The 18,238-nt window shown below is 58.1% G+C and carries 20 protein-coding genes; 19 read left to right on the top strand and 1 reads right to left on the bottom strand.

Annotated features, from left to right (window positions below):
* Nucleotides 1–52 precede the first annotated feature (52 nt).
* The 6 genes from A477_RS0104675 (at nucleotide 53) to A477_RS0104650 (ending at nucleotide 5,953) form a co-directional block, all read left to right on the top strand.
* Nucleotides 53–445: a sensory rhodopsin transducer gene (locus tag A477_RS0104675; protein ID WP_020372794.1), complete on the top strand. Its 393-nt coding sequence runs from the start codon at nucleotides 53–55 to the stop codon at nucleotides 443–445.
* A 28-nt stretch (nucleotides 446–473) separates the two neighbouring features.
* Nucleotides 474–1,610, top strand: a complete 1,137-nt coding sequence (locus tag A477_RS0104670) for a mandelate racemase/muconate lactonizing enzyme family protein (protein WP_017197862.1) — start codon at nucleotides 474–476, stop codon at nucleotides 1,608–1,610.
* A gap of 37 nt (nucleotides 1,611–1,647) precedes the next feature.
* The gene (locus A477_RS0104665; protein ID WP_017197861.1) at nucleotides 1,648–3,105 is read left to right on the top strand and encodes a sugar porter family MFS transporter; all 1,458 of its coding nucleotides are present in this window, start codon (nucleotides 1,648–1,650) and stop codon (nucleotides 3,103–3,105) included.
* The gene (locus A477_RS21995) at nucleotides 3,102–3,785 is read left to right on the top strand and encodes a bifunctional 4-hydroxy-2-oxoglutarate aldolase/2-dehydro-3-deoxy-phosphogluconate aldolase (RefSeq protein WP_017197860.1); all 684 of its coding nucleotides are present in this window, start codon (nucleotides 3,102–3,104) and stop codon (nucleotides 3,783–3,785) included. Before A477_RS0104665 ends, A477_RS21995 begins: the two co-directional genes overlap by 4 nt.
* Complete coding sequence (locus tag A477_RS0104655; protein WP_017197859.1) at nucleotides 3,782–4,759, top strand: sugar kinase; 978 nt, start codon at nucleotides 3,782–3,784, stop codon at nucleotides 4,757–4,759. Before A477_RS21995 ends, A477_RS0104655 begins: the two co-directional genes overlap by 4 nt.
* A gap of 609 nt (nucleotides 4,760–5,368) precedes the next feature.
* Nucleotides 5,369–5,953 carry a DUF1349 domain-containing protein gene (locus A477_RS0104650; protein WP_017197858.1) on the top strand — a complete coding sequence of 195 codons (585 nt, stop codon included), beginning with the start codon at nucleotides 5,369–5,371 and terminating at the stop codon, nucleotides 5,951–5,953.
* A 257-nt stretch (nucleotides 5,954–6,210) separates the two neighbouring features.
* Here A477_RS0104650 and A477_RS23655 read toward each other — a convergent pair whose 3' ends face one another.
* Complete coding sequence (locus A477_RS23655; RefSeq protein WP_017197857.1) at nucleotides 6,211–6,606, bottom strand: LuxR C-terminal-related transcriptional regulator; 396 nt, start codon at nucleotides 6,604–6,606, stop codon at nucleotides 6,211–6,213.
* A 412-nt stretch (nucleotides 6,607–7,018) separates the two neighbouring features.
* Here A477_RS23655 and A477_RS0104640 point away from each other — a divergent pair, with 412 nt between their 5' ends.
* The 13 genes from A477_RS0104640 to A477_RS23245 all read left to right on the top strand — a co-directional run bounded on the left by A477_RS0104640 (nucleotide 7,019) and on the right by A477_RS23245 (nucleotide 17,975).
* The gene (locus tag A477_RS0104640) at nucleotides 7,019–8,020 is read left to right on the top strand and encodes an IS481 family transposase (RefSeq protein ID WP_026005356.1); all 1,002 of its coding nucleotides are present in this window, start codon (nucleotides 7,019–7,021) and stop codon (nucleotides 8,018–8,020) included.
* Between the two features lie 417 nt (nucleotides 8,021–8,437).
* Nucleotides 8,438–9,088 (top strand): DedA family protein, encoded by a 651-nt coding sequence (locus A477_RS0104635; protein WP_017197855.1) that lies wholly within the window; start codon nucleotides 8,438–8,440, stop codon nucleotides 9,086–9,088.
* A 184-nt stretch (nucleotides 9,089–9,272) separates the two neighbouring features.
* Nucleotides 9,273–9,950: a VTT domain-containing protein gene (locus tag A477_RS0104630; RefSeq protein WP_017197854.1), complete on the top strand. Its 678-nt coding sequence runs from the start codon at nucleotides 9,273–9,275 to the stop codon at nucleotides 9,948–9,950.
* Nucleotides 9,951–10,119: 169 nt separating this feature from the next.
* Nucleotides 10,120–10,536 (top strand): hypothetical protein, encoded by a 417-nt coding sequence (locus tag A477_RS0104625; RefSeq protein WP_017197853.1) that lies wholly within the window; start codon nucleotides 10,120–10,122, stop codon nucleotides 10,534–10,536.
* Nucleotides 10,537–11,206: 670 nt separating this feature from the next.
* Nucleotides 11,207–11,536, top strand: a complete 330-nt coding sequence (locus A477_RS0104620; RefSeq protein ID WP_237715721.1) for an FCD domain-containing protein — start codon at nucleotides 11,207–11,209, stop codon at nucleotides 11,534–11,536.
* Nucleotides 11,537–11,691: 155 nt separating this feature from the next.
* Nucleotides 11,692–12,024, top strand: a complete 333-nt coding sequence (locus A477_RS23950) for an HAD family hydrolase (RefSeq protein ID WP_017197851.1) — start codon at nucleotides 11,692–11,694, stop codon at nucleotides 12,022–12,024.
* A gap of 135 nt (nucleotides 12,025–12,159) precedes the next feature.
* Nucleotides 12,160–12,288, top strand: coding sequence for a hypothetical protein (locus tag A477_RS23835; RefSeq protein ID WP_286130194.1), 129 nt, complete (start codon nucleotides 12,160–12,162; stop codon nucleotides 12,286–12,288).
* A gap of 439 nt (nucleotides 12,289–12,727) precedes the next feature.
* Complete coding sequence (locus tag A477_RS0104605; RefSeq protein WP_017197849.1) at nucleotides 12,728–13,540, top strand: transporter substrate-binding domain-containing protein; 813 nt, start codon at nucleotides 12,728–12,730, stop codon at nucleotides 13,538–13,540.
* A gap of 43 nt (nucleotides 13,541–13,583) precedes the next feature.
* Nucleotides 13,584–14,246 (top strand): amino acid ABC transporter permease, encoded by a 663-nt coding sequence (locus A477_RS0104600; RefSeq protein WP_017197848.1) that lies wholly within the window; start codon nucleotides 13,584–13,586, stop codon nucleotides 14,244–14,246.
* Nucleotides 14,247–14,248: 2 nt separating this feature from the next.
* A complete protein-coding gene (locus tag A477_RS0104595) occupies nucleotides 14,249–14,956 on the top strand; it encodes an amino acid ABC transporter permease (RefSeq protein WP_020372792.1) in 708 nt (235 codons plus the stop codon).
* Nucleotides 14,953–15,681, top strand: coding sequence for an amino acid ABC transporter ATP-binding protein (locus A477_RS0104590; RefSeq protein ID WP_017197846.1), 729 nt, complete (start codon nucleotides 14,953–14,955; stop codon nucleotides 15,679–15,681). Before A477_RS0104595 ends, A477_RS0104590 begins: the two co-directional genes overlap by 4 nt.
* 70 nt (nucleotides 15,682–15,751) lie before the next feature.
* A complete protein-coding gene (locus A477_RS0104585; protein WP_017197845.1) occupies nucleotides 15,752–17,353 on the top strand; it encodes an N-acyl-D-amino-acid deacylase family protein in 1,602 nt (533 codons plus the stop codon).
* Between the two features lie 292 nt (nucleotides 17,354–17,645).
* A complete protein-coding gene (locus A477_RS23245; protein WP_157367035.1) occupies nucleotides 17,646–17,975 on the top strand; it encodes a hypothetical protein in 330 nt (109 codons plus the stop codon).
* The last annotated feature ends 263 nt before the right edge of the window (nucleotides 17,976–18,238 follow it).

The raw sequence follows: 18,238 nt of genomic DNA, 5'->3' as shown, positions 1-18,238 counted from the left end.
ACGCACTGGCTTCTTGCCTCCCTGATCCCCGATACATGAAAGAAGAAACCACATGACTAGTGAAGTACCGGCTATCGGTTCAACCGTTTGGGCCGTAGGCGATGGTTGGATTCCGCCCACAAGCACGGGTCCAGCACCAGAGATGATCAGCCATGACAGCATCTGCATCCTCAACGCCAGCCAGCAGCACGCGGACATCGAGGTCTACGCATATTTCCAGGACCGCGATCCAGCTGGTCCCTTCAGGCTGGGAATTGGAGCCGAACGCATCCATCACCAGCGGCTGAACGATCTCTCGGAGCCGGAAGAAATCCCCCGCGGAACCGACTACTCCCTTGTCATTCGTTCTTCGGCTCCCATTGTCGTGCAGCACACCCGTCTGGACTCGCGACAAGCCGAAAATGCCCTCATGTCGACTATTGCCTACCCCCTTAACAACGCCTAACCCCAGGCCCCCCTGCAAAGGAACACCTATGAAAATCGTCGGAATCAAAGCGGCCGGACTGCGAGGCGCCACCCCAGCTGGTGGTTGGGAGGAAGAACTTACCAACGACGACGTCGTCCACACACTAATTTCCGTCCACACCGAGGACGGACTAATTGGCGTTGGCAGCGTCTTCACCAGCGAAGCGCTCGTCAAGGCGGCGCTGGAACTCCTAACGCCATACCTTATTGGGGAAAATGCCCTCGAACCGGAGCGCGTCGCCGAGCGACTGCACCGCACAACCTTCTGGATGGGACGAGGAGGATCAGTCACCCACACCATTAGCGGGATTGACACCGCGTTGTGGGACATTCTCGGCCAGGCTACCGGACAGCCTGTCGGTCGACTCCTCGGTGGACGATACCGGGAAAAGGTGCGTGCCTACGCTTCATTGCTCATGCAGGAACCTATCAAGTTGAGCGAGCACCTTACCAATTTGAAAAGCAGAGGGTGGACGGCCTTCAAGATCGGCTGGGGTCCCTTCGGTCGCGTCAGCGCTCAGCTTGACGAGGCTATCGTCGCTGCAGCCAGGGAAGCTGTTGGACCTGACGCGCTGCTGATGGTCGACGCTGGAGCCAGCGACAGCGCCTGGAGTAACGGGTACAAGTGGGCGCTGAAGACCTCGCACATGCTCGAACACTACAACGTCGAGTGGTTCGAAGAGCCGCTGCCGCCAGACGCCCTCGAAGATTTCGTTGCGCTTAGGAGGGCTGCCCCTGTAGCGATCTCCGGGGGCGAAGTACTTACTCGCCGACAGACGTTCGTTCAATGGTTGGACCGCGGTGCGTTCGACATCGTCCAACCAGACGTCACGAAAGTTGGAGGGCTCAGCGAACAGCGACGGATTGGTTGGGCGGCACAGGACCACGGGATCAAGCTAATTCCACACGGCTGGAACACAGCGCTGGGGCTGGCCGCTGACCTCCAACTTGCGTCCGCCCTCCCTGAGACGGACCTCATTGAGTATGTCGACGGGTCACCGTACGTGGATGACATCGTCACCACCCCCTGGGCCTTGGACACCAACGGACTCCTAACTATCCCCGAGTCACCCGGGCTCGGCGCATCGCTCGATCCCGAGGCCGTGAAGTTCTACACCCACGGCGTGGACATCTTCACCCTTTAAATTCCTCCCCCTACGCATCAAGGACAACGAGGTCATCATGCACCACCCCCCTACAGCCCTGTCGACCGGATCGGCATCAGCATCCATGACAGGCAAAGTTCTTTTCTATTCCATCGCCGCGTCGGCCGGCGGATTCCTCTTCGGCTTCGACACCGCCGTCATTAACGGAGCCGTAGGCGCGATCGAGGAAGTCTTCGAGATCTCCACCTTCCTGCTCGGCATGATCGTTGCCGCCGCATTATTTGGTGCCGCCGTGGGAGCGAGCATCTGTGGCTACCTCGCCGACTGGTGGGGACGCCCACGAGTAATGCTCATCGCCGCTGTCTTCTTCTTTGGCTCCGCCTTGGGCAGCGGGCTGGCGACCAGCGGCACTGAGATGGCCATATGGCGCTTCATCGGCGGGATCGCTGTAGGCATAGCCTCCGTCATCGGCCCCCTCTACATCGCCGAAATTTCGCCCTCAGCAGTACGAGGACGCCTCACATCATTCCAGCAAATGTCCATTGTTCTCGGCATATTCGCAGCTCTGCTCGCTAATGCCTCCATCGCCAATGCACTCGGAGGTGCCGACGCAACGGGCTGGCTCAACCTACCGGCATGGCGCTGGATGCTTCTGGCCGGAATACTCCCGGCAGCCGTATACGGGTCGCTGGCCCTCCTTCTCCCGGAATCACCCCGCTACCTGGTCAGTCGAGGAAAAACGGCCAAGGCAACTACGCTTCTTGCCTCACTTCATAAGATCTCGGCAACAGAAGCTGTCGACCAGACCGCGGCCATCGCCCGAACAACAGGCTCCGGGGACCGGGCTCGGTTCGGTGAGCTCGTCAGCCGCCGCACCGGCTTCCTACCCATCGTCTGGGTCGGCATTGGACTCGCAGCACTCCAAGCGCTGGTCGGCATCGATGTCATCTTCTACTACTCCACCTCCCTCTGGCAGTCGGTCGGCTTCGAGGAATCCGACGCCTTCGCCCTATCCACCTTCACATCGGTGGTTAACGTGCTCGCAACAATCGTTGCCATCTTCTTCGTCGACAAGGTAGGACGCCGCCGGCTATTGAAGATCGGCTCTGCCGGCATGGCGGTGAGTCTTGCTCTCACAACCATTGGCTTCACTCAGGCAACCATCGTTGATGGCACACCGCAATTTACGAACACATGGGGACCTCTTACTCTCGTGGCCGTCAACTTGTTCGTCATCTTCTTTGCCATATCTTGGGGGCCTGTCATTTGGGTTCTCATCGGTGAGATGTTTCCGAACCGCATCCGCGCCCTCGCAGCTTCCGCGGCAGCAGGAGCAAACTGGGCCGCAGGGATCATCGTCAATCTCACATTTCCCTCCCTACGGGATGTCTCCCTGCCCATGAGCTACGGCATTTACACAGCATTCGCAATCCTGTCGTTCATCTTTGTGCACAGGTTCGTGCCTGAAACGGCCAGTAAGTCGCTCGAAGATATGTCCTCCGATCTTGAAAATATCCCAGGAGGTAACTCATGATTCCCGGCTCGTCCAAAAGCCAGACCTTCAAGTCAACGAAAGAACACGCTTCCGCCAGTAACTTCGGCTCGCCGGCCTCGGTTGACCATGCCCTCCAGCTGATCAACGCGGCTCAAGTCCTGCCTGTCATACGCGCTTCCAACCCAGCACAGGCCTACCAAACAATCCAGGAGATTGCCCAATGCGGTCTCGGCATTGCCGAACTCACAGCAACCACCCCCGCCTGGGTCGACCTTGTATCCCGTACGCGCCGGGACTTCCCGGACCTCTTGGTTGGTGTCGGCACCCTGTTCACTGCGAATGACGCCCTCCGTGCCCTCAAGGCCGGTGCCCACTTCCTCGTGAGCCCGTGCCCCGCACCGGATGTGGCAGCTGTGGCCGCAGCTCACAACGTCCTCTTTATCGAGGGCGGCCTCACCCCTGCAGAGCTAGCCAGTGCTAGTACACAGGGAGTCGCCAAGCTGTTCCCCGCACATCTCGGGGGACCAAAGTACCTGCGTTCCCTCCGCAGCATCCTGCCTGATGCAAAGATCATCCCAACCGGGGGGATTGCAATTGATGATGTCCCAGATTGGTTGGCAGCTGGAGCGTTCGCTGTGGGCATCGGCAGCGAATTGGCCAGCGGCCACGAACTGAAAATCAATCTTCAACGGCTCTTAGCCTTCGGAGAATCATTGTGACCCTAAAAATTGCCAGCATCGGCGAGGCGATGCTCGAACTAACCCACCAGTCTCCGAGAACACTGACACTCGGTTTCGCCGGCGACACCCTCAACACAGCAGTCTATCTCTCCCGACTTGCCGGAAATCTGCATCAGATCGATTACGTCACCCGCGTGGCACGCGATTGGTACAGCGATGAACTACTAGCGGCAATCCAGGGGGAAGGAATAGATACCTCCCTTATCGTGCGTACGCAGTCGGGGAACGCGGGACTTTATCTCGTGCGAACCGACACGGCAGGGGAGCGGACCTTCACCTACTACCGCTCAAGCTCTGTCGCGCGAGGTCTCTTCGGACCAGATCAAGGCCCGGAGCTCGACGAGCACTTGGCCGGGTACGACATAATCTACCTCTCCGCGATTTCCCTACAGATCCTGACCCCGGGAGCACGCCAGAGGCTATGGACGCTTATGGAAAGGGTCCGATCGGCGGGAGGTTCTGTTATCTTCGACTCCAACTACAGGTCCGCTGGTTGGACCACCCCCGATGAAGCCCGATTCGCTATAGAAGAGACGCTCAAGCGTACGGACATTGCCCTTCCCACTTACATCGACGAAGCCCAGCTATATGGCGACTCGTCCCCCGAGGCCACAGCCCATCGAATCCATGGGCTGGGAGTTCCCGAGATCGTAGTCAAGGACGGCAGGGACGACTGCGTCGTCCGTCTCGGAAATGAGATTTTTCATGAACCCGCGCTGCCAGTGCAACACGTTGTAGACACCACAGGGGCGGGTGACGCATTCAACGCCGGATACATCAATGCACGACTGGGAGGCATCCCGCCTCAACATGCCGCCGCCGCCGGCCACCGCATTGCAGCACAAGTCATCCAAATGCCCGGCGCAATAATTCCCCATCTGAAAAATGTTCAGATGACTCCGCAATCGTTGGGACAATCTCCTGCCGCAGGTACTCGGCGTTGGCAGCACTGAACGAGAAAGACCGACCGCGGGCACTGCCAAAGAACAGGCAAAATGGTATCGCGGTGGCCGGGTTGAAGGGACGTAGCCGGGACCCCTTAGAGTTCATCGTCAACACAGCAGCTGCCCACACCCCTCTAAGTCATGAGCTAGGAGATCCTGGTGCAAAGTCGTGGACTGACCAGGGCCCCTAGGCGCTGGGACCAAGTGATTAAAGGAGACCGAGTAGAAGTAGCCCTAGAGGGACTTGGAATCCAACACGGTGTAGTTGACCTAGCATCCACTGACGGGGACATGGTCTGGGTTATTGTCAGCCTGGGCGAGCGGAGACTTGTTCACAAGGATGAAGGAACCGATCTCATACGAAGTTCCCAGATACGCGACAAGCAATTCCCCTGTCCATGCCAATATCGGGCACGACCAGTTGCACCTGAAGCGATGCAAATAAACCAAATAGAATTGCAAGAAGTCATCTAGCGTCGCACGCCCGCCTGCCAGAGGACACACCATCGAAGACCAGGTAGTCCCCGGATGACTTCGTTCTACTAATGACAGAAGCTAAAGCGAGGTCCAGCCGTCCCCGACTAGTAGATCCGACCCGCTGCCTCAATGAAGGGACCCATGCAACATTTTCTAAAGATCGCCGAATGGACAACCGTTCCCGTCACCAATCACTTCGACGGACGGCTTCTGAACATTGAAGCTGCCAAAGGAAGTGATTTCTGGCAAGAAACCCACTATGGATTCAAGCGTGACTCAGGCCATGCCCTTCTTGCACCCATCGACCTGCAGGGTTCTCTCGAAGTAACTTTCCAGACAACCTTTGGCACCCTCTACGACCAAGCAGGACTGATGATCCGAAACGATGAGGCAGAGTGGATAAAAGCCGGCATCGAAATCAACGACGGCGCCCCCCACGCGGCCGCCGTCGTGACCCGTGGACAATCTGACTGGTCTCTGAGCCCAACCCCTGATTGGGCCGACCAGGAAGTCACTATCCGCGCGAGCTGGCGGGATGGCGCGATCACAATCAGGGCAAAAAAGGACCAAAGCCCCTGGAGCATGCTGCGCGTGGCCCCCATGACAATAGGCCCAACCACCAAGGCCGGGCTGTACGTCTGCTCTCCCGAACGTGCCGGCCTCCGGGTCTCATTCACAAGGGCAAAATTTGGACCACCCGACGCTGAACTCCACTCAGAACCGTAAAAGATCCGCGATCTGCGGATTTTTTCTGCTGGAGGAAGCTGACCTGCGATGGGAGCTTCCCGAGCACGGTATCCCCGAGCTGGCGAACGCCTTGAGCACATAGTCAAGCCGCGTCTGTAAGGAAGCCTGGGCAGAAGGCGAGGGTCCTCCATTTCACGCCGTCCTATTCTGCTGCCGTTCCACGTCTCAGCTTTGGAGAAACCGAAGGACAGCCAGCACGCGACGGTGCTCGATCTGGCTTTGGGATAGATCCAACTTCATAAAGAGATGGAGCTGATGTTCTTCTCGACTCCACCAATGGACAGGTGCAGCTTCTGCGCGATGCCAGCATTGCTCATCCCTTGAGCCATCTGCTCCAAGACCTGAACCTCGCGGGAACTCAGCCGGTCCAAGCCCTTGTGGGCATAAGCGCCACGTACCAATTGCGTGGCGACTTCCGGCCCGAGAACGGTCTTTCCCGAAGCAATCTCTTCCAAGGCGGCAACAAACGCCGGCATATCAACAACGCTGTTCTTGAGGAGATACCCGATTCCTGTCGGGTCGCCCGCGAGCAACAAAGTGGCGTAGCGCGTCTCCACATACTGGGCGAACAACAGCAAGCCCATACCGGGAATCCGGGTGCGGATGGTCAAAGCCTGCACGAACTCCCTCATCCCTAAATTCGGGCGGCATCCGATTATCCCGAATGATGACGTCCCGGCGATCCAAGGCCAAAGCATCATCTGGTCACCTGTGTTGCCGACTGCGGCTGTAACGTCATGTCCTCGTCCATTCAGCAACGCCACCACGCCATGCCTAGGATCCTCCCGGACGTCGACATCGAAGGAAGCAAGCTGACCCGACGTCCGGCCGACCGAGAATCGACGCCTCAACCCGAACGGACCTTTACTCAGGTCTAATCGGAGAGGGGCGGGAATGGCTACTCCGTAGTCGTCGCCGCGTTCGAGGTCTAGTTGTACTGTCCCGGTTGGTTGGTGACACGGGTTTGGAATTGACGCAATAAAGAGGACCTCCGGGTGTTGTGTGGAGCTTGTCGAGAGCAATCACACATACCAGGAGGTCCTCGTGTCCCACTCTAACGCGATCCTTGCCCCTGCCGGTCGTCTGAAGCTGGCCCGGTGCGTGGTCGATGGCCACTGGCCTTTGCGCCGGGCCGCCGAACGGTTCAACGTTTCGGTACCAACGGCGGCCCGCTGGGTCAAGCGCTATGTCGAGCTCGGCGAAGCCGGCATGCAGGACCGTTCCAGCCGGCCACTGAGCTGTCCGCACCGAAGTGCGGCGCGGACAGAGCGCAGAGTTGTTGGTCTACGGACATCCAAACGTTGGGGGCCCGCCAGGATTGCCTACCACCTGCATCTGAACATCTCCACGGTCCACCGCATCCTCCACCGCTACCACTGCCCGCCGCTGCGCTTCACAGACCGTTCAACGGGAATTAGGATCCGCCAGGAACGCGCCCGCCGCTATGAGTACGCCTGGCCAGGGGAGATGATCCACGTCGATGTGAAGAAGCTCGGCAGGATCCCCAATGGTGGAGGCCACCGCAGCTTGGGCCGGGTGGCCGGGCAAGCCAATGCCCGCGCCCGGAATCTCGCTGAAGGAACCCGTGAGAACCGGGGAATGCTTCGTGGGTACACGTTCATTCACCACGCCGTGGATGATCACTCCCGCTACGTCTATTCCGAGATCCTGCCCGACGAGACCAAAGAGATCGCCTCGGCCTTCATGGCCAACGCGATTGCCGCGTTCGCCGCCCACGGCGTGAAGATCCAACGCGTGCTCACCGATAACGGCGCTTGCTACCGATCCAAGGCCTTCGCCCAGGTCCTGGCCGACGCCGGCATCAGCCACAAACGCACCAGACCCTACCGACCCCAAACCAACGGCAAAGTCGAACGCTTCAACCGCATCATTCTCGAAGAATGGGCTTACGCCCGGCCCTACACCTCAGAAGCCGAACGACAGGCCTGTTACCCCGATTTCATCAAGCACTACAATCACACCAGGCCACACACCGCGCTCAAAGGCGCCTCACCAGCCAGCCGCGTCAACAAGCTACCGGGTTAGTACATCTAGCCACCGGCGAACCTGACTCCGGCCATTCTTGTTTTCAAGATGAATAACTTAGGGGCGAAATCAGCAGGTATAACTGAGTTCCCGACGCGTCAAGCCCTAATCAAGAGTATCAACACGTGCAATTTGATGGCGGCGGTCATGCAACTGAGTTGTCTGTAATCTGGGCGGCCAATCCGGCTAGGAGTTCGCCGGACCGATATCGAAATCGAGTTGTAGGTCCTACCGCGTTCCACATATCCCCGAGAGTTGTCAGTTTCGATTGTCACAGTTGCCGGGTCCGGTGGCGCTCTGGATTTAGCACGGCCTTTTCCACAGACCATGGCCTACGGAGCACCTGCCACGCCTTCGGATCCCAAGCGCTTCTGAACGGACATCTTTGGATAGCCGACCAAACCATGGGAGTGAGCTGTGCAAGACATCAACGATTTCATCCTCACTGCGGCGGAACAGCCGTGGGTGTTGTTCGTGGTTCTGACCTGCTGCGTGACAGATGGTTTCTTCCCGCCCATCCCCAGCGAATCCGTGGTGGTGGGCCTGAGCTCCGTTTCCGGCAGCAGCGGCTCACCAAGCGTGTGGCTGCTGGGCCTGGTGGCAGCCATCGGGGCGTTCTCCGGGGACAACGTCGCCTACATCATTGGCCACCGCATCGGCATCCAACGGTGGCGGTGGATGCGCACCCAGCGAATGCAGGGCGCCTTCCGTTGGGCTGGCAAGGAACTTCGACGCCGCTCAGCCTCGCTCATCATGGTGGCCCGGTTCATCCCCATCGGCAGGGTGGCCGTAAACTTTACGGCTGGCGCCACGCACTTCAACCACTGCAAATTTGTAGCGCTCACCGCCATGTCAGCCATCCTGTGGGCCACGTATTCGGTGATCCTCGGTTACTTCTTCGGTGTCTGGTTCGAGGACAACCACCTCGTGGGTGCCCTCATAGCCATCGTGGTAGCCGTGATCCTTGGAATCATCATCGACCTCATCATCAGCAAAATCCGCGGATCTGACCCTCTCGACGGCAAAGACACCCCTGAGGAAGACGCTCCGACTCCACCCACGGTATGACAGCAAAGGCCCCCTAAGATCAGCCCGGCGGGGGAAGAGCAAACGGTCACCCGCCGGTAGCGTTTACCGCATAATCCCAAGCAAGTTATCCGTGTGATCTAGAGCCAAGGGGCCGTGAAGCAACCGCCTCAGCATCGAATCATCTTCGTCTAGGAGCTACCCCCGCGTGGAGTTTTTGAATCAAATGCTCGAGCATGCAGCCGGGCAGCCCTGGATATACCCGGTACTTCTTGTCTTCTTTTTCATTGACGGATTTGCCACTATTCTCCCCAGTGAAACAGCTATCGTGGGCCTCTCGGCGCTGTCCCTTCACAGCGGAGAACCGAATCTTTGGATTCTGGGTGCAACTGCCTTGGTAGGTGCCATGGCGGGCGACAACATGGCTTACATGTTGGGACGCAAGATCGGCTTGACGCGGTGGAGGTGGATGCGGCGTCCAAAGGTCCAGAAAATGTTTGCGTGGGCGCAGTACGAGTTGGACAAGCGGGGCGCCGTACTGATTTTCACGGCGCGCTACATTCCGTGGGGTCGGGTAGCGGTGAACTACGTGGCAGGACAAACCGGATTCGGCCATCGCACCTTCTTCTGGCTGGACGCTTTCGCCTGCATCACGTGGGTGGGCTACTCGATCGGTATTGGCCTGCTCGCGGGTCAATGGGTGCACCACAACCCGCTCCTCGGCGTCGGAATTGCTGTGGCCTTCGCAGTGGTTCTTGGCATCGTGGTGGACCACGCCCTGCGCTGGTGGCACAAGTACCTTGAGAAGAAGGACCTGACCCGCGCGGCCCTCGCTGAGGACGCACCCATTGCGGCAACTTCTGAAAACACGGTTGCCGGGCTGGACGGCCTTGAAAGGACGTAGTCAGGAACGGTCTCCTGATCCGGCGGCAGCTTCTGCAAAACTGCCCGGGTGGCGGGGTTATAGCGTTACACCCGCTATAGAGCACCCAGGTGGCTGTCCGCTAGACCGTGAGTGGCCGGCAAGCCAACAACTTTTCAGGGCACACCATGCCAACTACGAAGGAGCTTGTATGCCCGCATTGGAGACACTTACTGACCGGGTCCGAGATGCCCACCTGCTCGTCCGGGACACCGCCGCGTGGGACGCGCTGTCCGAAGAGTTGTTATGCGCCTACGACGACAAAGATGAGGAAAGGATCGACCTTCTCGCTAGCCGGTTCCTGGCGTGTTGGAGGGCCATCACGCCCAACCTCCTTGCCGACAAGCTGGAATCCGTCGGAATAGCGACCTCACCGGCCGCCCATCCATGGGGTCTGGCCACGCTAGAGAGCAAAGGGCATCGCTGCGAACCTTTGCTGTGCTCCGTGAAGGATGACTTGCCCGTTCCGCACGGGGCGGTAGCCGTCTACTCAGGATTGCATCTACTCTCGTTCGATGACGTGATGGCCGGGTACCAAGAATGTCTGGCGCAACTGCTTCAAGCTTGACGTCATCGAAGACAACGATCCCACCCAACCCGACCGGTATGCCGTGGGTCATCTACGCGGCAGGGCATTGGTCCTTGCTCTTCCCGTCAGGACCAAGGTGCAACTATGAGGACCACGAACGATGTTTGATTCCCGGCTGCTGGTGTACCTGGCGGTCATAGCTGTCTTCGTTGTCGGCGCGCTCGTCATCATTTTGTCAGCTTTGGCGACCTTCACAGTCGTGGCTCTCGCCGTGAGCCTGTCAATTACTTACTGGCAACGGTTCGGGACCCGATCCCCGCGTCCCGGGTCGAACGATGACGCACTGGCCCCGACTGCTACACCCCCACTGGCTGCTGGCACAATTCGCGCGACGCCCTATTATAGATTATTCACAGAAGAGCGTTGTCGGGATTGCCCTGTAGCTCGCAAACGAGCCCGAGGGAGACAAGCTAAAATAGCCAGACGTCCTGGCGTCCGTAGAGCGCAAATTCAAGTCCGAGCCGACAACATATTCTTCCTCGTCAATGCGCTCTGATATTCCTAACCGAGGCGTCTTCGTCGAGAGCGTTACCGAAGCCGACCCTTTAGGAGTTCTTCTGCCTGTCAGGCTTGCCATCGAAACGTACGCAGCTCTCTCATTCCTGGTCAAGAGGAGACACTGGAACAACTGCAGGCAATTGTGGACCAGATGCACCTAGCTACAGGGGCAGCCAACCTGGAGGCGGCGAATGACCTGGACGTAGAGTTTCACGAACTCATCATCCGTTCGTCAAAGTCACGCCACGCCCTGCAACTTTGGAACAATGTGCAACCGCGGATAAGAATGCAGATCTACAGGCTCTCGGAGCGCCACTCCGATATGCGGGCCATTCCCCAGGAACATCAGGTCCTTATTGATGCCTTCCGCTTGGGCAGTGAAGAAGAAATCCGCAGGAAAGTGCATGACCATATCGTCGGCAGTGCCGAGAGGCTGCTTGCTGCGGGCGAAAAGGCGGCGGCCGGGGGCCTCGCGCTGTAGTTGGTGGCTGCTGTGGGCGCTCCATCGCTCTGACTGTGGGGCCCCAATGCACCATCAAAAGGCGGGATTGATACGTCATCGGAAAAAGACCAGCGACAGGAAACCGCGCCGGTGGGCTCGGACTGCCTTCTGCTCTGCCCCAGCAGAAGGTAAAAGTGGCGATATTTGACTGCGACGGCACGATCCTGGACACAGAACCGATATGCGCTGAAACCTGGGCCAAAACGTTGAATTCTTACGGATATCCCGTAACATCCTCGGAGCTTGCATGGGGGACTGGGCGAACATTTCCGACCTGTTACCGGAAGTTCGCCCAAGGAAGAAAGCTCCTGCCCGAGAAGACCGTTCACCGCGCCTATACGGCATTCCTGAACAGGTTGATGGCCACAGGAGTCGACGTCTTTCCCGACGCCCGCCAGACACTGCACTGGCTGGCGGGAGAGGGGATCCCTATCGGCATCGCCACCAAGCCTCAGGGAGCGCCTTGATCGCGCGCTGTCACATGTAAAACCTTCGCTGCCGATGCATCTCAGTAGCACATTGGATGAAGTGCTCCACGCCAAGCCTGCGCCGGACCTCTCTTGCTCACTGCGGCCAAATTGGGGGCGGCGCCTGGTGTCTGTTTGGCTATCGAAGACAGCAGTATTGGCGAAGAGTCCGCGCGGCTCGCCGGGATGACCGTTTTCCGCGTCGATATGCTCGATCGCGACAGCGGGCGTCTCCTGGAAGAGTGCCAGCGCGCGTTTGCCTGACAAGCCTAGGCTCCGCCAGAGCCTGGTTGCCGCAATCGACCATAGACAGGACGCCACACTGCGGGAAGTGGGTCAAGCTTCTGGCGAAGCGCCAAGCTTACTTAGCCGCGTTTCCATGGCAAGCCCGATCCGGCTCGCGATGACGTATGGCGTTGTCCTGCCTGGGCAGAGACTTCGAAATTTTCAGGGCCGTGGTCGAGTCTAGGCAAGATCGGCGGGCGCCGCCATTCTCACGTACATGCCCTTCCACGATCACCTTCATGTCTTCTTTTCGCGGTTGGTCGGCCCTAGCCACTTTGGTCCGTCTGGTGATTCTACGCGCGCCGTTTCCGTGTAAGGGGTAGCCCCAACAGCGCCTTGATTGTAGTTTATAAATAATCTATGCTCGCTATTTGTGGCCTCCATCACTAGGGCCGCTCCGTTCGTCAAGGAGAATTCGATGCGCATTAGGCATGTAAAAGTTCTAGGTCTGTTCGTGGCAGCGATGCTCGCACTCTCGGGATGCACGTCCTCGGGAGCGGCCCAGGGCAGTTCCCCGAGCAAGCTTCAAGAAGTATTGAAATCAAAAAAGATCAAGGTTGGAGTCTTCTCAGACGCACCTCCTTACGGCGTGATGGCCAGTTCGGGACAGTACGAAGGCTTCGACATTGATAAGGCGAAGGCGCTTGCTTCGTCACTCGGAGCCGAAATCGAGTTCGTCAGCACAACAAATGCCAGCCGTATCCCCATGCTGGAAACTGGCAAGGTCGACGTCATCATCGCTGCTCTGACCAATTTGGACGAGCGGGCCCAAGTAGTAGCCATGAGCAGTCCTTATGCATCGGAGGGCCAACTGGTTCTGGTGCCGAAGGGAAGCGATATTGATTCCTACGAGGACTTGAAGGGCCGCTCTGTCGCCGCTACCCGGGGAAGTGTGCCGGCCACGATCCTCGAAAAACAATTCCCTGAAGCCAAAGCAAGCCTCTTCGAGTCCGTAGCCGACTCAATTCAGGCCATGCGCAGCGGAAAAGTCGACGCGCTGATGGAAAGCAATTCCGTGATTGCGGAGATCGTTCGGAACGGCGCCAAAGAGTTCAAAGTTCTCCAGGCGCCGCAACTGAGCCCCTCGCTGGTGTCTTTCGGCGTGAAGATGGGCGATCAGGAATGGTTGAACTACCTCAACAACTTCATCCGCAACTACAACATCACCGATGCTGCGAACGAGTCTTACAACAGGTGGCTCGGGACTGACATCCCGGAGCTGATCAAGTGACCTCGCCCCAAACTGTCCTCCAACGCAGCCAACGGAGTCTCTGATGGAGCTCTACTTCGGGGATTTGTTCCCTTACGCCCCAGATCTCTTCCACGGGCTTTGGATCAGCGTCTACCTGACTATCGGAGCCGTGGTGTTTGGTGGTTCTTTCGGCGTTGCCCTGTGTGCAGGGAAGATGAGCAGATCCGGCGTGGTACGGCATGTGGCCGGCAGCTACATCGAGGTCATCAGGAACACTCCTCTGCTCCTCCAGCTATATCTGATCTACTTCGCGCTTCCTGATGTGGGCGTCAACCTGGATCCGCTCTGGGCGGGCTTTATCGCGTTGAGTCTCAACAACGCCGCGTACACCGCCGAAATTTATCGGGCGGGCTTCGAATCTGTGCCAAAGGGTCTGAAGGAAGCTGCCAGTGCGCTCGGACTGTCGAGGATGCTCACCTTTCGTCATATCCTGCTGGCACCCGCCACCCGCAACGTTCTGCCTTCTTTGACGAACCAGACGATCCTGCTGTTTCTTGCTTCGTCAATTACCTCAATCATCGCCGTACCCGACCTCACACACGTCATGATGGGAATTTCGTCCACGACGTTCCGCACCATTGAGGCATTGGTTGTCGGCGGCGCAATCTACCTTGCGGTGTCGTTCTTCATGGCGCAAGGGTCGCGGTTCATTGAAACGCGCGTAATCAAGTGGAGGGTTGCATAGTCATGTTTGAAGCATTCGGTTGGCAGCACTTCCCCCTTATCTTCGAAGGCCTTCTGGTCACGGTTCAAATCTGCCTCTTGTCCACTGTGATTGGCACGGCGCTCGGCTTCGCGCTTGGCTTGATGAGCACAGGAGGACCGTGGTGGGCCCGTTTGGTCAGCGCAACATTCGTAACCATAGTGCGCGGCATTCCCGTGCTGCTCATTATCTTCTTTGTCTTCTTTGGAATTCCATTGCTGTTTCCGGGGCAATACCTGCCGGAGTACTGGGCAGCGGTGCTCGCCCTGTCCATCTTCGCCGCCGCATACATCGGTGAGATAGTTCGTGGCAGCATTCTGGCGGTTCCACGAGGCCAGACAGAGGCAGCTGATGCCTTGGGAATGAGTGCCCGGCGACGGTATCAGCACATTGTGCTTCCCCAAGCTGCAAAAATCATGGTGCCGCCGGGGGTGGGCTTCCTGGTCGTCCTCATCAAGGACAGCTCTCTGGTCGCGGTCATCGGACTTGTCGAACTAACCAGAGCTGGCAACGTCGTCAGCTCGCTGACAGCTGACCCTATCCTCATCTATCTAATCGTTGGGGCATTTTACTTCGTTATCTGCTATCTATTCTCTTCACTCGGTAGAGCCCTGGAACGGCGATTGAATGTTCAATCGCCCAAGGTACAGATAACAGATGCCCTCACCCTCAAGCTTGGAGACACCAGATGATCACCGTTACCGATTTACATCTCAGCTTTGGGCACCTCGAAGTCCTCAAGGGCATTTCCTGCCAAGTCCGAGATCAAGAAGTTGTCTGCATCATAGGTGCCTCAGGCTCGGGGAAGAGCACCCTCCTGCGGTGCCTTAACGGGCTCGAAAAGCCCACCGGTGGAAGTGTAGTAGTCAATGGGCATACCCTCACCGCTACTAAAACAAGCCGGGAAATATCTCTTATCCGACGAGAAGTGGGGATGGTATTTCAGCACTTCAACCTATTTCCCCACCTCACCGCACTCGAAAACGTCGCCCTCGCCCCTCAAAAGGTGCTGGGCCTCAGCAAATCAAAGGCCCAGGAACAGGCCGGCAATTTACTCAGAAAGGTCGGCCTGGCTGAAAAGGCGGGCACATACCCGAGCGCACTCTCCGGGGGGCAATCACAACGTGTCGCTATCGCGCGCGCCCTGGCCATGGGACCGCGCGTCTTGCTCTTCGACGAACCCACATCAGCTCTTGACCCCGAGATTGTCGGGGAAGTTCTTTCAGTCATGAAGGAACTGGCTGCAGAGGGCATGACAATGGTGGTCGTGACGCACGAAATGGGCTTCGCACGGGAAGTAGCTGACCGTGTGATTTATGTCGATCAGGGCGTAATCGTTGAAGAAGGCAGCCCGGGGGAAATCTTTGGCGCACCGCGCGCCACCCGGACACGCGAGTTCCTGAGCAAGGTTCTATGAGCATGAGTGAACGGTCCACCAACAAATTGATGACGCCCCCCTCGAAAATCAGCGGCAGAGGGGGGGTGCAATGCTCGATGTTCTGATCCAAGGAGGGCTTCTCTACGACGGGACCGGCGCGGAAGGTGCATTCTTCGATGTTGGGGTACTCAACGGCAAGATAGCTATGGTTGCGCCAAACATAGAAATACCGGCCCAACGAACAATCGATGCTGGTGGCCTCATCGTGACCCCCGGCCTCATCGATCCGCATAGCCACAGCGACTGGTCCATCCTGGCAAACCGATATGCCTTCAGCACGCTGCACCAAGGCGTGACCACCGAGGTGGTAGGCAACTGCGGTGTCACCTATGGTCCGTTGACTGAGCAATCCGTGCCGGCGACAGAAAGTGACCTGACAAACATCGGGTACCGCGGAACTGTTACATGGAGGTCTTTCGGAGAGCTGCTCGAAACGGTCCACGGTAAAGGGACCTCGCAGAATCTGGCCTGGTTGGTCGGGCATACCGCCCTCAGGACGGCTGCATTCCATGTTGTCTCCGATGACCCTGCCAAGGACGCAGATACAGTGATGAAGGCACTGTTGCGAGAAGCTATGGAGTCCGGGGCTATCGGCTTTTCAACAGGTCTCGAGTATGGGTCGGGCCGCTTCTCCCAAACGGACGAACTCATGGGCCTCAACCGTGTCTGCGGCAGCTATGACGGTATTTATGCAAGCCACATCCGCAATCGCGACAAGCACCTGTCCAAAGCGGTAGATGAGTTCTTCGCTATTGCCCGGGCCGGTGGTAACAGGGCACAGGTCTCGCACCTCAACGTCCGCCACGGCACAGGGACAGCACCAGGCGCTTGGCGCCAGGCGGTCCGACGACTCAGTGACGAACGCAGCAAGGGGCTGGACGTCCTCGCCGACATGACCCCGTTTCCCAGCGGTATCGGCCTGGCCACCGGCTTGCTTCCAAGCTGGGCTTTGGCAACGTCACCTGCCGCGACTGTGACTTTGCTCAGGGACCCGGAAGCCAGGCGCGAGATAGAGGCGGATTCCGACAGGTATTGGCGTTTTGTGCACGCAGGCGAATGGGAGCGAGTGACCTTGGCATCAAGCCCGGGTTCGTCGCGTCTCGAGGGTCTTTCCTTTCCCCGGATCGCCGAACTCACCGGCAAAACAGAATGGGACTGCTACTTCGACATTCTTGTCGCGGCCGGGGAGAACCTGCATCAAGTTCAACTGCTCGGCGAACTGTTCACCGATGATCACCTAGCTGAAGCCATCAGCAATCCGCTGTTCCTTCTCGGTGTCGATGCCTACACCAGTCGAAAGGACGGTCCCTTGGAGGCAAGAACGCGGCATCCACTGTTCTTTTATGGGCATACGCATTACTTGTCGCATCACGTTCTGCGCAACAACGTGCTCACCTTCGCTGAGGCGGTCCACAAGATGACCAAGATGGTCGCCGATCACTTCCAGCTCACTGACAGGGGAGAGATACGGGAGGGGATGCACGCTGATATCGCAGTGTTTGACCCTGGCATGCTTCGCTCTACAAACACTTTCGCCCTTCCAGCGACATACTCAACGGCGGCCCGATACGTGTTCGTGAACGGGATAATTACAGTGGATGACGGTAGGCACACGCATGCACTATCCGGTCGTCTGCTTCCTCGGCACTAGCCCGTCACCCGCTCCAGGACGCCCTGATTAGTATCGTTTCAGGGCGTCCATCAAGCGCGTATCCCTCATACCGGAAGCGCTGTTGCGCCCGGGCGAGGATGTGACAGGGAGTAATGGGTAGCTAAGGATGTTCACACCTGGCTGGGGTATTCTCCGGGCGTAGCCTGAACTGACTTGCTAGATTTGATTGAGAGCCTCATCGCCCAAAGATCCGGGCCCTCGTTTGCTGCCGGCGGCGTATTCACGGTCGACAAGGTCATCGATGTAGTCGAAAAGCCGCTGCAGTTCCGCCTTGGTGAAGGACCGCTTCTTCGCCGGGACGGCATCATCGGTGGTGTGCCGTGGCCTGTTCCACTCGAAGCAGAAGATCGGCCAGGAAATCATCGATGTCCGCGGGGCGCCATTGCCACGGAAATTCACCCATGAACCGCTGAAAACGCTCCAGCAGCTGGCAACGCTGCTTGATGGTGTCCGCCGTGAGGCCACGGGCAAGCATCTGTGCCCGCCAGCCATCCAGCATGGCCGTAAAAACACGTTCATCAGCCCGGAACAGCCCAATGTCCGGATCCACCAGCATCCGCGGGACAAAACCCGGAACGGCACCACTCACAACGACCTCTAAACCATGGAAACATGCATTAGATGCAGGAAACCTACAGGCGCAAGGGATCCGGGCGCAAATTCAAGTCCGAGCCGAGAACACTTTCTTCCTCGTCAATGCGTGTTCTGACCTGCGCAAACGTTGGGTACATCGCGGGACGGTAGTTCTCGCAGCTACTTCTACTCCCGTTGTTTCAACGCCGATAACGGAGATTATGTCGTGTAACGCAGTGATTATTGCATCTGATGCACGATCGCCCCTCCTCCGCCAATGACCCAGCCGGC

It is taken from the genome of Arthrobacter sp. M2012083 (genome assembly GCF_000281065.1).
GTDB lineage: Bacteria > Actinomycetota > Actinomycetes > Actinomycetales > Micrococcaceae > Arthrobacter.
Note: the sequence above shows the minus strand (reverse complement) of the source record. Positions and strands in the feature narration are given on the sequence as shown.

Bases quoted from the DNA above. Each gene is read 5' to 3' on its own strand.
- A477_RS0104670 (WP_017197862.1), top strand. From the start codon at position 474: ATGAAAATCGTCGGAATCAAAGCGGCCGGACTGCGAGGCGCCACCCCA.
- A477_RS0104625 (WP_017197853.1), top strand. From the start codon at position 10,120: ATGCCCGCATTGGAGACACTTACTGACCGGGTCCGAGATGCCCACCTG.
- A477_RS0104650 (WP_017197858.1), top strand. From the start codon at position 5,369: ATGCAACATTTTCTAAAGATCGCCGAATGGACAACCGTTCCCGTCACC.
- A477_RS0104630 (WP_017197854.1), top strand. From the start codon at position 9,273: ATGCTCGAGCATGCAGCCGGGCAGCCCTGGATATACCCGGTACTTCTT.
- A477_RS0104595 (WP_020372792.1), top strand. From the start codon at position 14,249: ATGTTTGAAGCATTCGGTTGGCAGCACTTCCCCCTTATCTTCGAAGGC.
- A477_RS0104605 (WP_017197849.1), top strand. From the start codon at position 12,728: ATGCGCATTAGGCATGTAAAAGTTCTAGGTCTGTTCGTGGCAGCGATG.
- A477_RS0104590 (WP_017197846.1), top strand. From the start codon at position 14,953: ATGATCACCGTTACCGATTTACATCTCAGCTTTGGGCACCTCGAAGTC.
- A477_RS0104620 (WP_237715721.1), top strand. From the start codon at position 11,207: ATGCACCTAGCTACAGGGGCAGCCAACCTGGAGGCGGCGAATGACCTG.
- A477_RS0104585 (WP_017197845.1), top strand. From the start codon at position 15,752: ATGCTCGATGTTCTGATCCAAGGAGGGCTTCTCTACGACGGGACCGGC.
- A477_RS0104665 (WP_017197861.1), top strand. From the start codon at position 1,648: ATGCACCACCCCCCTACAGCCCTGTCGACCGGATCGGCATCAGCATCC.
- A477_RS0104600 (WP_017197848.1), top strand. From the start codon at position 13,584: ATGGAGCTCTACTTCGGGGATTTGTTCCCTTACGCCCCAGATCTCTTC.
- A477_RS23655 (WP_017197857.1), bottom strand. From the start codon at position 6,606: ATGAGGGAGTTCGTGCAGGCTTTGACCATCCGCACCCGGATTCCCGGT.
- A477_RS0104675 (WP_020372794.1), top strand. From the start codon at position 53: ATGACTAGTGAAGTACCGGCTATCGGTTCAACCGTTTGGGCCGTAGGC.
- A477_RS21995 (WP_017197860.1), top strand. From the start codon at position 3,102: ATGATTCCCGGCTCGTCCAAAAGCCAGACCTTCAAGTCAACGAAAGAA.